General features: G+C 34.7%; 11 protein-coding genes. 1 reads left to right on the top strand and 10 read right to left on the bottom strand.

What is annotated here, in order from left to right; all coding sequences use genetic code 11:
• Window positions 1–12: 12 nt before the first annotated feature.
• Complete coding sequence (gene ilvD, locus FQU21_RS15800; protein WP_147678979.1) at window positions 13–1,698, bottom strand: dihydroxy-acid dehydratase; 1,686 nt, start codon at window positions 1,696–1,698, stop codon at window positions 13–15.
• Window positions 1,699–2,372: 674 nt separating this feature from the next.
• Here ilvD and metK point away from each other — a divergent pair.
• Window positions 2,373–3,626 (top strand): methionine adenosyltransferase, encoded by a 1,254-nt coding sequence (gene metK / locus FQU21_RS15795; RefSeq protein ID WP_147678978.1) that lies wholly within the window; start codon window positions 2,373–2,375, stop codon window positions 3,624–3,626.
• 157 nt (window positions 3,627–3,783) lie between these two features.
• Here metK and FQU21_RS15790 read toward each other — a convergent pair whose 3' ends face one another.
• From FQU21_RS15790 to nusG, 9 genes are all read right to left on the bottom strand, one after another.
• Window positions 3,784–4,230: a protein-disulfide reductase DsbD domain-containing protein gene (locus FQU21_RS15790; protein ID WP_147678977.1), complete on the bottom strand. Its 447-nt coding sequence runs from the start codon at window positions 4,228–4,230 to the stop codon at window positions 3,784–3,786.
• 214 nt (window positions 4,231–4,444) lie between these two features.
• A complete protein-coding gene (locus FQU21_RS15785) occupies window positions 4,445–4,762 on the bottom strand; it encodes a DUF3467 domain-containing protein (RefSeq protein ID WP_147678976.1) in 318 nt (105 codons plus the stop codon).
• A 133-nt stretch (window positions 4,763–4,895) separates the two neighbouring features.
• The gene (gene rpoC / locus FQU21_RS15780) at window positions 4,896–9,197 is read right to left on the bottom strand and encodes a DNA-directed RNA polymerase subunit beta' (protein WP_147678975.1); all 4,302 of its coding nucleotides are present in this window, start codon (window positions 9,195–9,197) and stop codon (window positions 4,896–4,898) included.
• Window positions 9,198–9,280: 83 nt separating this feature from the next.
• Window positions 9,281–13,093: a DNA-directed RNA polymerase subunit beta gene (rpoB, locus tag FQU21_RS15775; protein WP_147678974.1), complete on the bottom strand. Its 3,813-nt coding sequence runs from the start codon at window positions 13,091–13,093 to the stop codon at window positions 9,281–9,283.
• A gap of 188 nt (window positions 13,094–13,281) precedes the next feature.
• Complete coding sequence (gene rplL, locus FQU21_RS15770; protein ID WP_147678973.1) at window positions 13,282–13,656, bottom strand: 50S ribosomal protein L7/L12; 375 nt, start codon at window positions 13,654–13,656, stop codon at window positions 13,282–13,284.
• A gap of 62 nt (window positions 13,657–13,718) precedes the next feature.
• A complete protein-coding gene (rplJ, locus tag FQU21_RS15765; protein ID WP_147678972.1) occupies window positions 13,719–14,240 on the bottom strand; it encodes a 50S ribosomal protein L10 in 522 nt (173 codons plus the stop codon).
• A 19-nt stretch (window positions 14,241–14,259) separates the two neighbouring features.
• Window positions 14,260–14,949, bottom strand: coding sequence for a 50S ribosomal protein L1 (gene rplA, locus FQU21_RS15760; RefSeq protein ID WP_147678971.1), 690 nt, complete (start codon window positions 14,947–14,949; stop codon window positions 14,260–14,262).
• A 20-nt stretch (window positions 14,950–14,969) separates the two neighbouring features.
• The gene (rplK, locus tag FQU21_RS15755; RefSeq protein WP_147678970.1) at window positions 14,970–15,407 is read right to left on the bottom strand and encodes a 50S ribosomal protein L11; all 438 of its coding nucleotides are present in this window, start codon (window positions 15,405–15,407) and stop codon (window positions 14,970–14,972) included.
• Window positions 15,408–15,477: 70 nt separating this feature from the next.
• Window positions 15,478–16,032 (bottom strand): transcription termination/antitermination protein NusG, encoded by a 555-nt coding sequence (gene nusG, locus FQU21_RS15750; RefSeq protein ID WP_147678969.1) that lies wholly within the window; start codon window positions 16,030–16,032, stop codon window positions 15,478–15,480.
• Between the last annotated feature and the right edge of the window lie 5 nt (window positions 16,033–16,037).

Raw genomic sequence — 16,037 nt, 5'->3', positions numbered from 1 at the left:
AGCAATCGTTTGTTAAAACGCATCCGTAACACAACCTTTAGAGGCCGATGCAACAGATTTTGCATATTTATATAAAATTCCTTTTTTATGTTTTAATTCTGGCTGTACCCATTGTGCTTTTCTTTCTGCTAATTCTTCATCAGAAAGTAATACATTAATAGAATTATCTTCAGCACTAATTTTAATTTTATCGCCAGTTTTTAATAAACCAATAGCTCCTCCTTCTTGTGCTTCTGGTGTAATATGTCCCACAACAAAACCGTGTGTACCACCAGAAAAACGACCATCTGTAATTAATGCTACAGATTTCCCTAAACCTGCACCCATAATCAATGAGGTTGGTTTTAACATTTCTGGCATTCCTGGACCACCTTTAGGCCCAACATATCTAATGACGACCACATCGCCTCTTTCTACTTCTCCATTTGAAATTCCGGTATTTGCCGCTTGCTCACCATCGTAAACAACCGCTTTACCTTCAAACAATAGACCTTCGTTTCCTGAAATTTTTGCTACGGCTCCTTCTTGTGCTAAGTTTCCGTAAAGGATTTGTAAGTTTCCTGAAGATTTTAATGCTTTATCTTTTGGATATATAACATCTTGATCATCTTCAAAAGAAATAGGCTCTACCTCTGCTAAATTTTCAGCTAAAGTTTTCCCTGTTACCGTCATACAATCGCCGTGTAAATAACCATTATCCAGTAAATATTTCATTACAGCAGGTGTTCCTCCTACTCCATGGACATCTTCCATTAAATATTTACCGCTTGGTTTTAAATCGGCTATTAAAGGGGTTCTATCACTAACACGTTGAAAATCTTCTAATGTAAAATCTATATCGGCAGCATGTGCAATAGCTAAAAAGTGCAATACGGCATTTGTAGATCCTCCTAAAGCATTTACAAGTGCGATAGCATTCTCAATAGATTTTTTAGAAATAATATCTAAAGGTTTTAAATCTAATTCTAAAAGATTTTTGATTGCTCTTGCCGTTCTTTCACTTTCAGATAATTTATTAGGATTCTCTGCAGGGATTGAAGAATTATAAGGCAAAGCAAATCCCATACATTCAATGGCCGAAGCCATAGTGTTTGCGGTATACATACCACCACAGGCTCCTGCCCCTGGAATAGCACTTTTTATAATTTCTCTATATTCATCTTCATCAATTTCGCCTGCCACTTTTTGCCCTAAAGCTTCAAAAGCTGAAACAATATTTAATTTTCTTCCTTTATATTTTCCTGAAGCAATTGTTCCACCATACATCATAATTGATGGACGGTTTAAACGTAACATAGCTATTACGGCTCCTGGCATATTTTTATCGCAACCCACCACAGAGATAAGTGCATCATAACTTTGTGCATTCATTACGGTTTCAATAGAATCTGCAATAATATCGCGAGATGCTAAAGAATAGTTCATTCCTGAAGTTCCCATGGAAATACCATCACTAACTCCAATAGTATTAAAACCTAAACCAACTAAATTGGCAATTTTACACTCAATTTTCACTTCCGCCGCCAAGTTATTCAAATGCATGTTACACGGATTACCATCGTATCCTGTACTTGCAATACCCACTTGGGCTTTATTCATGTCTTCATCGGTTAATCCTACTGCATACAACATGGCCTGAGATGCAGGTTGAGATTCATCTTGAGTTAATCTGCTACTGTATTTATTAAGTTCCTTCATTTTTGCTACGGATAATTTTATCTTTTACTATATTTTTATTTTAATAATATAACTTTTTATGAATTTTATTATAAACTCTGCATTATCTAAAATAATGTTCGAAATTAAATTATTAGCTATTTATATTTATTTATAAATCGTTTTATAGGTTAAATTCACATACCAAAAACACAGTTTAAACAACTACAAATCAGCATTTTAATTATTTTTTTATACTATGTCCAAAAAGTGAAAAATATGCAAAAAAAAAGCCTTCTTTATAAGGAAGGCTTTTTAGTATATTTTAGATTTTAAAAAACGTTCCCCTAGCCTCATTGTATTAATACAATGACAATAATAAAAACGTAAATTAAAAATGGAGTTTTCATGTAAACTATAAACTGTTTTTTATATTAGTTATCCTGTTTGAGTCATCAAATATTAATAAATAAAACTTATTAAGCAAATTTTAGGTTAAAAATATCTAAATGAATTCGCTATTCCTTTTATTTTTCTATTTTTGTAACCACAAATAACAGAGGAAAGATTTGACTGATTGCAACCTCTTTTTTGCTTACTTGATATAGAAACCTTAAACAAATTCTGCAAGAAGTTCAGCAAAAAACAAAAATGCTAAAGGCAGTGTAAACTTCCTGCGACGTTTTCGTCAAATCTTGCAATAAAATAATATTATTATGGCTTATTTATTCACTTCAGAAAGTGTTTCTGAAGGACACCCAGATAAGGTGGCAGATCAAATTAGTGATGCATTAATCGACAATTTTTTAGCTTTTGATACCGAATCGAAAGTAGCTTGCGAAACCTTAGTAACAACAGGACAGGTGGTACTTGCCGGTGAGGTAAAATCGACAACCTATTTAGATGTTCAAAAAATTGCTAGAGATACTATCAATAAAATTGGATATACAAAAGGAGAATATATGTTCGATGGAAATTCGTGTGGTGTACTTTCTGCCATTCACGAACAATCGGACGATATAAGTCAAGGTGTAGATCGCGGCAGTAAAGAAGAACAAGGCGCCGGAGATCAAGGTATGATGTTTGGTTATGCCACTAACGAAACCGAAAACTTTATGCCTTTGGCTTTAGATTTATCACACCGTATTTTAAAAGAACTTGCTAAATTACGTCGTGAAAATAAAGACATCACGTATTTAAGACCCGATTCTAAAAGTCAGGTAACTATTGAATATAGTGATGATAATGTTCCACAACGTATTGATGCTATTGTAATATCAACACAACACGATGCATTTGATGAGGACAATGCTATGCTTGCTAAAATAAGAAAAGATCTTGTTGACATTCTTATTCCACGAGTTATTGCAGACTTACCAGAAAGCATTCAAAATTTATTTAACGCCGATATAAAATACCATATTAACCCTACAGGAAAATTTGTAATTGGTGGCCCTCATGGAGACACAGGTTTAACGGGCAGAAAAATTATTGTTGATACTTATGGCGGTAAAGGTGCCCACGGTGGAGGAGCTTTCTCAGGAAAAGATCCAAGTAAAGTAGATAGAAGTGCGGCGTATGCTACACGACATATTGCAAAAAATTTAGTAGCTGCCGGTGTTGCTAGTGAAGTTTTAGTACAAGTAAGTTATGCTATTGGTGTTGTTGAACCTATGGGAATTTTTATTGACACCTATGGTACTTGTGCTTTTAATATGACCGATGGAGAAATTGCTGAAAAAGTAATGGAGATTTTTGATATGCGTCCGTTTGCTATTGAAGAGCGTTTAAAACTACGTGCTCCGATGTATAGTGAAACCGCTGCTTACGGCCATATGGGACGTAAAAATAAAACTGTAACCAAAACATTCTCTCAACCCAATGGAGAAACTACAACCTTAGATGTAGAGTTGTTCACTTGGGAAAAACTAGATTACGTAGATCAAGTTAAAAAGGCTTTTGGATTATAGAAATCTAACTGTAACTTTTATAAAATATAAAAAAGCGAATCCGATTTTGGATTCGCTTTTTTATTACCCATTATAAAGTTCTAAAAGAACTTAATTTTATTGTAAAACGTTTAATAAACAAAAGCTAAACGTTATTATTAATTATTGGCTATTGGCCTTAATTTACGTTAAAAGACAACTCAACTTCAGAGGGCGGTGTACACTGAATATCATTACAAGCCATAAATTCTACCGTAGCATTAACAGTAAAAACTTCTTGACTTTTTAATTTAATTCGTTGTTTAAAGCTAGTTTTATTTTCAAAATATTTAATTTTCATTTCAAAAACAGGATCACTTACTATATGACCTTCTTCTTCAATTGTATTACCTTTTTTTAAAAACTTACCATTATTTTCAAAGGTAAAACTTGTTGGAACTGGTCCGTCTTCTGGAATTATTTGAGAGTATAAATGCCAAGTAGAATCAATAGTTGCCGTGGCAATTAAATCGGCTTCCGTGTCTGATATTTTTAAAACTGAAGTTTCCCACTTTACAGGATTTACTATTTGTGCCTGACTTAAGCTTACCACAAATATCGAGACCATTAAAATTATTTTTTTCATAAATTATAAATTTGAATATGTATTTTAAAAAATATGTACCACAAAGCGAAATCAATAATTAAGCCAAGATGATGTTATAATGATTTTAACCTGTGAACATTTTAAAAACACCCAATAATACATCCTCATTAAAATACACGCTGTTTATAAATTAAAACAACAAATTAATGATACAAAAACCCCATTAGACTTATACCAATGGGGTTTTAATATTTTAAGCCTGACCTGTTGGACCAAAATTTAATGGTATTGGAGGTTGCTCGTAATCTTTAATTTCACCGTGAGCCTTTTCAAAACGATTAACATTTTCGCTTAATGCTTTTAATAAACGCTTTGCATGTTGCGGTGTTAATATAATTCGTGATTTTACTTTACTTTTTGGAACACCAGGCATAATGTTTACAAAATCTACTACAAATTCAGAAATAGAATGATTGATAATAGCCAAATTTGAATAAGTACCTTCCGCTACTTTTTCATCTAACTCTATATTTATTTGCCCCTCTTTTGGACTTTCTTTTTCGTTTGCCATGGAAATCTTGTTTTATACTTCTTTTTAAAAAGAAGCGTTATTAATTTTATTAATAAAAAAAGCCTTCAAACAACTTAATGCGTGAAGGCTTTTATTTTATAGATTCCCGCCTTCGCGGGAATAACAAAAATTATTAATTATAATTTAATTCTTGTTTTACTTGCATCATTTCATCGAACTCTTCTTTAGAGCCTACATTGATATTGGCATAACTTCTCATACCGGTTCCTGCTGGAATTCTATGTCCAACAATAACATTTTCTTTCAAGCCTTCTAAAGAATCAACTTTACCAGCTACTGCCGCTTCGTTAAGTACTTTAGTAGTTTCTTGGAAAGATGCTGCCGAGATAAACGATTTCGTTTGAAGCGATGCTCTGGTAATACCTTGTAGTATTGGAGTAGCCGTTGCTGGCTGTGCATCTCTTGCAGAAACTAATGCTTTATCTTCACGACGTAAGATAGAGTTTTCATCTCTTAACTCACGAGGCGAAACAATTTGTCCAGCTCTTAAGTTTACAGAATCACCTGCATCTTCAATAACTTTCATTCCAAAAATAGCATCATTTTCTAATATAAAATCAGCTTTATGCGCTAGTTGATCTTCTAAGAAAATAGTATCACCAGAATCGATAATTCTAACTTTACGCATCATTTGACGTACGACAACCTCAAAGTGCTTATCGTTAATTTTCACACCTTGTAATCGATATACTTCTTGTACTTCATTTACTAAGTATTGTTGCACTGCTGATGGGCCTTTGATATTTAAAATATCATTTGGTGTTATAGAACCATCAGATAAAGCCATACCTGCTTTTACATAATCATTTTCTTGAACAAGAATTTGACTAGATAATTTTACTAAGTATTTTCTAACATCACCTGTTTTAGATTCTATAATAATCTCACGGTTACCACGTTTAATTTTTCCGAAAGAAACCACACCATCAATAGCACTCACTACTGCTGGATTCGATGGGTTACGTGCTTCGAACAATTCTGTTACACGAGGAAGACCACCAGTAATATCACCAGCCTTAGCAGATTTACGAGGGATTTTCACTAAAATCTTACCAACAATAATTTTCTCACCATCGTCGATCATCAAGTGAGCTCCAACTGGTAAGTTGTATGAACGCATAATTTCACCTTTTCCATCTTCAATATGAAGTGTTGGAATAAGTTTTTTGTTTCTAGATTCTGAAATTACTTTCTCTTGGAAACCTGTTTGTTCATCAATTTCTACTTGGTATGTAACCCCTTGTTCGATGTTTTCATACTTCACTTTACCAGCAAATTCTGAAATAATAACACCGTTATAAGGATCCCAAGAACAAACTTCATCTCCTTTAGATAGTTTATCCCCATTCTTAATTAGAATAGTAGATCCGTAAGGAATGTTATTTGTACTTAATACAATACCTGTTTTCTTATCTACAAGTTTAAGTTCAGATGTACGAGAAATAACGATATCGACATCATTTCCTTCGGCATCTTGACCTTTAACTGTTTTTAAATCTTCAATTTCAGCAATACCATCAAACTTAACAATTAATTTATTGTCTTCTGAAATGTTACCTGCAATACCACCTACGTGGAATGTACGAAGTGTTAATTGTGTTCCTGGTTCTCCAATAGATTGCGCAGCCACAACACCAACTGCTTCACCACGCTGTACCATTTTACCAGTTGCTAAATTACGACCGTAACATTTAGCACAAATACCATGTAAAGCTTCGCAAGTTAATGCTGAACGCACTTCTACAGATTCTATTGGCGAGGCCTCTATATTTTTAGCTATCTCATCATCAATTAATTGACCTGCAGAAACCAATAACACATCGGTTATAGGATCAAACACATCATTTAATGATACACGACCAACAATTCTTTCTTCTAAAGTTTCAACAACTTCATCATTTTTCTTCAATGGTTCTACTTCTACACCACGTAACGTACCACAATCCTCAGAGTTAACAATAACATCTTGAGAAACATCAACTAAACGACGAGTTAAGTATCCAGCATCTGCTGTTTTAAGGGCTGTATCCGCAAGACCTTTACGTGCACCGTGCGTAGATATAAAGTATTCTAAAATTGAAAGTCCTTCTTTAAAGTTAGAAAGAATTGGATTTTCAATAATTTCACCACCACCAGCGTTAGATTTTTTAGGTTTTGCCATTAATCCACGCATACCTGTAAGCTGACGAATTTGTTCTTTAGATCCACGAGCTCCAGAATCAAGCATCATAAACACCGAGTTAAATCCTTGTTGATCTTCGCGAATACGTTTCATTGACAACTCTGTCAATTCCGCATTTGTTGAAGTCCAAATATCAATAACCTGATTATAACGTTCGTTGTTGGTAATAAGTCCCATATTATAGTTACCCGTAATACCATCAACTAAACCATTGGCTTTATCAATCATTCCTTGTTTTTCTGGTGGAATAATAATATCACCTAAACTAAATGATAATCCACCTTGAAATGCAAACTTAAATCCTAAAGTTCTAATAGCATCTAAGAAATCAGCCGTTTCCGGAACTGATGTCGCTTTTAAAACATCACCAATAATATCTCGTAAAGATTTTTTGGTTAATACTTTATTGATATATCCTGCCGCTTCAGGAACATGTTGATTAAATAATACACGCCCTACTGTAGTATCAATAATTCTTAATGCAGATTTTCCTTCTTCATTAATATCATAAGTTCTTACTTTAATACCCGCATTTAAATCAATTCTACCTTCATTAAAAGCGATTTCCACTTCCTCTGGAGAATAAAACGTTAAACCTTCACCTTGAATTGGCACTTCAGGCGTAGAAGTTCTAAGCTTAGTCATATAATACAGACCAAGTACCATATCCTGAGAAGGTACCGTTACCGGAGAACCATTTGCTGGATTTAAGATATTATGAGAAGCCAACATTAACAGTTGACATTCCAAAATAGCTTCTGGCCCAAGAGGTAAGTGTACCGCCATTTGATCCCCATCGAAATCGGCGTTAAATGCCGTACAAACTAAGGGGTGTAATTGAATCGCTTTACCTTCAATTAACTGCGGTTGAAACGCTTGAATACCCAAACGGTGTAAGGTAGGCGCACGGTTTAGTAATATTGGATGTCCTTTAAGAACGTTTTCCAAAATATCCCAAACTACTGGTTCTTTTTTATCTATAATTTTCTTTGCAGATTTTACAGTTTTTACAATACCTCTTTCAATTAGTTTTCTAATTACGAAAGGCTTGTAAAGCTCTGCAGCCATATTTTTAGGGATTCCACATTCGTGTAATCTCAATTCTGGTCCTACAACAATTACCGAACGTGCTGAATAATCCACACGTTTACCAAGTAAATTTTGACGGAAACGTCCTTGTTTACCTTTTAATGAATCGGATAATGATTTCAATGGACGATTAGAATCTGTTTTTACAGCAGAAGATTTACGTGTGTTATCTAACAATGAATCTACAGATTCTTGCAACATACGTTTTTCATTACGTAAAATAACTTCTGGTGCTTTTATCTCAACTAATCGTTTAAGACGGTTGTTACGGATAATAACACGACGGTATAAATCATTTAAATCTGAAGTAGCAAAACGTCCACCATCTAAAGGCACTAAAGGTCTTAATTCCGGCGGAATAATTGGTATAACTTTTAAAATCATCCATTCTGGACGATTTTCTCTATTTTCGTTAGAATCACGTAAAGCCCCAACAACTTGTAAACGTTTTAACGCTTCTGTTTTGCGCTGTTTAGAGGTTTCAGTATTTGCTTTATGCCTTAATTCATAAGACAATTCTTTCAAATCAATACGTGCTAATAACTCTATTAAGCACTCTGCACCCATTTTAGCTAAAAACTTATTAGGGTCCTCATCATCTAAATATTGATTATCTTGAGGAAGCGACTCTAATACATTTAAGTATTCCTCTTCGGTAAGGAAATCCATTTTTTGTAATGGTTCTCCTTCTTCATTTTTGGCAATACCAGGTTGAATTACTACATAACGCTCGTAGTAAATAATCATATCTAATTTCTTAGATGGTAAACCTAATAAATAACCAATTTTGTTTGGTAAAGAACGGAAGTACCAAATGTGAGCAACAGGAACCACTAAATTAATGTGCCCTACGCGATCACGACGTACTTTCTTTTCTGTTACTTCTACGCCACAACGATCACAAACAATGCCTTTATAACGTATTCTTTTATATTTGCCACAAGCACACTCATAATCCTTTACAGGACCAAAAATACGCTCGCAGAACAAACCATCACGTTCCGGTTTGTGTGTTCGATAATTGATAGTTTCTGGTTTTAAAACTTCACCTCTAGAGGCTGCTAAAATAGACTCTGGTGATGCTAGACCAATTGAGATTTTATTAAATCTCTTTACTGTATTCTTATCTTGTTTTCTTGCCATTTCTTTTAGTATTCAGTCTCAGCCTCAGTATTCAGTTTCGTAATTTACAACTCACTGGATACTGGGACCGCATACTATTTTTATTAATCCTCTAATCTAATATCCAACGCTAACCCTTTCAATTCATGCATCAATACATTGAATGATTCTGGCAACCCTGGATCTGGCATTGGTTCACCTTTAACAATAGCTTCGTAAGTTTTAGCTCTACCAATTACATCATCAGATTTTACAGTTAAAATTTCTCGTAACGTACTTGATGCGCCATAAGCTTCAAGTGCCCATACTTCCATCTCACCAAAACGTTGACCACCAAATTGTGCTTTACCACCAAGAGGCTGTTGCGTAATTAATGAGTAAGGTCCAATAGAACGCGCGTGCATTTTATCATCAACCATGTGACCAAGTTTCAACATATAAATCACACCAACGGTTGCCGGCTGATCGAAACGCTGTCCTGTTCCACCATCGTATAAATAAGTATGTCCATATCTAGGAATCCCAGCTTCATCTGTAAATTCGTTAATTTGTTCTATACTCGCACCATCAAAGATTGGTGTTGCAAACGTACGGCCTAATTTTTGACCAGCCCACCCAAGAACTGTTTCATAAATTTGACCAATATTCATACGAGATGGTACACCAAGTGGATTTAGCACAATATCTACAGGCGTTCCATCTTCAAGGAAAGGCATATCTTCTTGGCGAACAATACGCGCTACAATACCCTTATTACCGTGACGTCCTGCCATTTTATCTCCAACCTTAAGTTTACGTTTTTTAGCAATATAAACTTTAGCTAGTTTAATAATTCCTGCTGGTAATTCATCACCCACAGAAATGGTAAATTTCTCACGACGCAAAGCACCTTGTAAATCGTTCTCTTTAATTTTATAGTTATGAATTAAATCGGCTACTAATCTATTTGTATGCTCATCTGTAGTCCATTTTCCTGATACTAAATGGGCATAATCATCAACAGCGTTTAACATTTTAAGAGTAAACTTTTTACCTTTTGGTAAAACTTCTTCACCTAAATCATTATAAATACCTTGTGCTGTTTTTCCGTTTACGATATTAAAAAGTTTTTCGATTAAAACATCTTTTAAATCGTCAAACTTTCTGTCAAATTGCGCTTCTAAAGCTAAAATATCATCTTTATCTTGAGCTCTTTTACGCTTATCTTTTACTGCTCTTGCAAACAATTTCTTTTCGATAACCACACCATGTAATGAAGGAGATGCTTTTAAAGAGGCATCTTTAACATCACCAGCTTTATCACCAAAGATAGCACGTAATAATTTTTCTTCTGGCGTAGGGTCTGACTCTCCTTTTGGTGTAATTTTACCAATAAGAATATCGCCAGGTTTAACCTCGGCTCCAATACGAATCATACCGTTTTCATCCAAATCTTTAGTAGCTTCTTCAGAAACATTAGGAATATCATTGGTTAACTCTTCGTTACCTAATTTTGTATCTCTAACATCTAAAGAATACTCATCGATATGGATTGATGTAAAGATATCCTCTCGAACTACTTTTTCAGAAATTACAATCGCATCCTCAAAATTATATCCTTTCCAAGGCATAAAAGCTACTTTCATATTTCTACCAAGCGCTAATTCACCTTTTTGAGTAGCGTAACCTTCACATAATACTTGCCCTTTGGTAACCATATCTCCTTTTACCACAATTGGTTTTAGGTTGATAGATGTCCCTTGGTTAGTTTTACGGAATTTTACTAATTTATATGTTTTTACATCGCTATCAAAACTTACTTTAGCTTCGTCCTCAGTACGATCGTATCTAATTTTAATCTCGTTAGCATCCACATAAAGTACTTCTCCCGTACCTTCTGCATTAATTAAAACCCGAGAATCTGATGCTACTTGACGTTCTAACCCTGTTCCAACAATTGGCGCATCTACTCTTAATAAAGGTACTGCTTGACGCATCATGTTCGATCCCATTAAGGCTCTATTCGCATCATCATGTTCTAAAAAAGGAATTAATGATGCCGATATAGATGAAATTTGGTTTGGCGCTACATCGGTATAATCTAACTTTGAAGGTTCGATTACAGGGAAATCACCTTCCATACGTGCAATAACTTTATCATGTAAAATTTTTCCACTTTCATCTACATTAACCGTTGCTTGAGCAATTAACTTATCTTCCTCTTCTTCTGCACTTAAATATGTAGGTGGGTTTTGAATATCAACAACACCATCAGTTACTTTTCTATATGGCGTTTCGATGAACCCCATGGAATTCACTTTAGCAAATACTGAAAGTGAAGAAATCAAACCAATATTGGGTCCCTCCGGAGTTTCAATTGGACATAATCGACCGTAGTGTGTATAGTGCACATCACGAACCTCGAACCCTGCTCTTTCTCTCGAAAGACCTCCTGGTCCAAGAGCCGATAAACGACGCTTATGCGTTATCTCTCCTAATGGATTGGTTTGATCCATAAACTGAGATAACTGGTTAGTTCCAAAGAAAGAATTAATTACAGACGATAAAGTCTTTGCATTAATTAAATCGATTGGAGTAAACACCTCGTTATCACGAACGTTCATACGCTCACGAATAGTACGTGCCATACGTGCTAAACCAACACCAAACTGAGAAGATAATTGCTCACCAACTGTACGAACACGACGGTTAGATAAGTGATCAATATCATCAATCTCTGCTTTAGAGTTAATAAGCTCGATTAAGTATTTTATAATAGTTATGATATCTTCTTTGGTAAGCACTTGCTTATCCATACCGATATCCAACTGTAATTTTTTGTTCATTCTGTAACGCCCAACTTCTCCTAAAGAGTAACGTTGATCTGAGAAGAATAATTTATCAATTATTCCACGAGCCGTTTCCTCATCTGGCGGCTCAGCATTACGTAATTGTCTATATATATGTTCAACAGCCTCTTTTTCAGAGTTTGTTGGATCTTTTTGAAGGGTGTTATGAATAATAGCGTAATCGCCTTGTTCATTAGATTCTTTATGTAAAAGAACCGTTTTAACATCAACTTCAAGAATTTCTTCTATGTTATCTTTATCTAAAATAGTATCACGGTCCAGCACAATTTCATTCCGCTCGATAGATACCACTTCACCCGTATCTTCATCCACAAAATCCTCATGCCATGTATTTAATACACGGGCTGCTAATTTTCTTCCTAAGTACTTTTTTAAGCCAGTCTTCGATACTTTAACTTCTTCAGCTAAATCGAAAATCTCTAAAATATCTTTATCACGCTCAAAACCGATAGCACGGAAAAGCGTTGTAACTGGTAATTTTTTCTTTCTATCAATGTATGCATACATCACTTGATTGATGTCCGTAGCAAACTCAATCCAAGATCCTTTGAAAGGAATAACTCTTGCTGAATATAATTTTGTTCCATTAGCATGGAAAGATTGTCCGAAGAAAACCCCTGGTGAACGGTGTAATTGAGAAACAACAACACGCTCAGCACCATTGATACAAAAAGTACCAGAAGGTGTCATGTAAGGAATGGTTCCTAAATATACATCTTGAACAATAGTTTCAAAATCTTCATGTTCAGGATCGGTACAATATAACTTTAGCCTAGCTTTAAGCGGAACGCTATATGTTAAACCACGCTCAATACACTCTTCAATAGCATATCTTGGTGGATCGACGAAGTAATCTAAAAATTCTAATACGAATTGATTACGAGAATCGGTAATTGGAAAATTTTCCATGAAGGTATTATATAAACCTTCGTCACCTCTTTCTTCAGATTTAGTTTCTAATTGGAAAAAATCTTGGAATGATTTTATCTGAATATCCAAAAAGTCTGGGTAATCTGTCTTATTTACAATAGACGAGAAATTTAATCTTTCAGCTTGTGTTGACAACATCAATGGACGGAATTATGATTAAAAAAATAGTTATAGTGGCTTTGAACACTAATTAAACTGCAAAAAACAATTCAATTAAATTGAGTTGTTTTGTAATCTTTGTGCGTAATATCTATTATACACAAAATGGCCTAGGCCTGGTAGCGCGTGCTCCAGACCTAAACCCTTATGATATTGAGTAGCTAAGCTTATTTTAACTCAACCTCTGCTCCTGCTTCTTCTAATTGCGTTTTTAACGCTTCTGCTTCATCTTTAGAAACAGCTTCTTTAATTGCACTTGGTGCATCATCAACTAAACCTTTAGCTTCTTTTAAACCTAAACCAGTTAATTCTTTAACTAATTTTACAACAGCTAACTTAGAGCTACCTGCAGCTTTTAAAATAACATCAAATTCAGTTTGAGCTTCTTCAGCTTCTCCTCCAGCAGCAGGACCAGCAACAGCAACTGCAGCAGCAGCAGCAGGCTCGATACCGTACTCATCTTTTAATATAGTTGCTAACTCATTTACTTCTTTTACAGTAAGGTTAACTAATTGTTCTGCGAAATCTTTTAAATCTGCCATTTTTCTATCGTTTTAATAATTTTGTAATAATATATTTGTAATAAAGTGCGTACTATTTAATACTATTCTGATTTTTCAGAAAGTGTTTTGATAAGTCCAGCTATAGTTCCTCCACCCGATTTAAGTGCAGAAATAACGTTTTTAGCAGGAGATTGTAATATTGTTACAATTTCTCCAAGCAATTCTTCTTTAGACTTGATATCAACTAACATGTCTAATTGATCATCCCCAATATAAACTGCTTCTTCAATAAAAGCCCCTTTTAATAATGGTTTTTCTGCTTTCTTACGGAATGTTTTTATTAGTTTCGCTGGCACATTACCAGTTTCAGAATACATAACAGATGTATTTCCTTTTAATACAGATGGAAGTTCTCCGAAATCTTTTTCCGATGCTTCCATTGCTTTTTCAAGTAATGTATTTTTTACAACTGCTAATTTTACGTTTGCTTTAAAACAAGCACGACGTAAATTTGAAGTAGTATCTGCATTTAATCCTGAAATATCTGCAATGTAGATATTTGCATTATTCGCTAATTCTGCAGTTAACTCCTCAATTACTTGTGATTTTTCTTCTCTTGTCATAATAAAAGTTTTAACTTAATTAACCAATTTTAGGATCAACAGCTATACTTGGGCTCATTGTAGCAGACATAAAAATGCTCTTTACATAAACACCCTTCGATGCAGTTGGTTTTAGTTTCATTAAAGTTGTTAATAATTCATTTGCATTATCTGCAATTTTATCAGCACTAAAAGATGCTTTACCAATAGCTGCATGTACAATACCAGTTTTATCAACTTTAAAGTCAATTTTACCAGCTTTCACCTCTCCTACTGCTTTTGCTACATCCATAGTTACAGTACCTGTTTTAGGGTTAGGCATTAAGCCACGAGGACCTAATACACGTCCTAAAGGCCCTAATTTCCCCATAACACTCGGCATTGTAATAATTACATCCACGTCTGTCCAACCACTCTTGATTTTATCAAGGTATTCATCTAAACCAACGTAATCTGCCCCAGCTTCTTTAGCTTCGGCTTCTTTATCAGGAGTTACTAATGCTAACACTTTTACATCTTTACCAGTTCCATGAGGAAGTGAAACAACACCTCTCACCATTTGGTTAGCCTTACGAGGATCAACTCCTAAACGTACTGCTAGATCTACTGATGCATCAAACTTTGTATTAGAAATTTCTTTTACTAGTGCAGATGCGTCATTAAGAGAATAAATTTTTCCCTTTTCAATTTTTGCTAAAGCCTCTTTTTGCTTTTTTGTTAATCTTGCCATTTTCTAATGTCTTTAATAGATTAATTAGGGAATTGCCCTGTTACAGTTATCCCCATAGATCTTGCTGTACCAGCAACCATTTTCATAGCAGACTCAATAGTAAATGCATTTAAATCTACCATTTTATCTTCTGCGATGGTTTTAACCTGATCCCAAGATACTTTAGCTACTTTTTTTCGGTTTGGCTCTCCAGATCCCTTTTTCAACTTTGCAGCTTCCAATAATTGAACTGCCGCAGGAGGTGTTTTAATTACAAAGTCGAATGATTTGTCTTTGTAAACAGATATTGCAACTGGTAATACTTTACCTGCTTTATCTTGGGTTCTAGCATTGAATTGCTTACAGAACTCCATGATGTTAACACCTGCAGCTCCTAAAGCGGGTCCAACCGGTGGCGACGGATTCGCAGCACCTCCCCGAACTTGTAACTTAACTACTTTACTTAATTCTTTTGCCATTTTTAATAATTTAATTCGATGTTATCCCTCATTTGGAAGCGAAAGATTCATCTATCTTAATGTAACACTATTATACTTTTTCAACTTGCATATAGCTTAATTCTAATGGTGTTTTTCTTCCAAAGATTTTCACCATAACCTCGAGCTTACGCTTTTCTTCATTGATATTTTCAATCGTTCCATCAAACCCATTAAAAGGACCGTCAATTACTTTAACCGTTTCTCCTTTAGTGTATGGAATTGCCACAACAGCACTTTCTTCAACAGCCAATTCATCAACTTTACCTAACATTCGATTAACCTCAGATTGACGTAATGGCACAGGATCTCCCCCTTTAGTTTCACCTAAAAACCCAATAACATTAGTTACTGAACGGATAATATGAGGAACCTCACCTGTTAAATTGGCTTGCACCATAATATATCCTGGAAAGAACACTTTTTCTTTATGAATTTTTTTGCCGTTACGAATTTGCATAACGCGCTCCGTTGGAACTAAAACTTGATCTACATAATCGGTAAGACCTAAACGAGCAATTTCATTCTCGATATAAGTTTTAATTTTATTTTCTTGACCACTTACAGCACGTACCACGTACCATTTTTTTTCACTTACTTCTGACATAATTT

Source organism: Algibacter pacificus (genome assembly GCF_008033385.1).
GTDB classification, from domain to species: domain Bacteria; phylum Bacteroidota; class Bacteroidia; order Flavobacteriales; family Flavobacteriaceae; genus Algibacter; species Algibacter pacificus.
The sequence above is the reverse complement of the archived record's forward strand: the minus strand, read 5'-3'. Positions and strand labels throughout refer to the sequence as shown.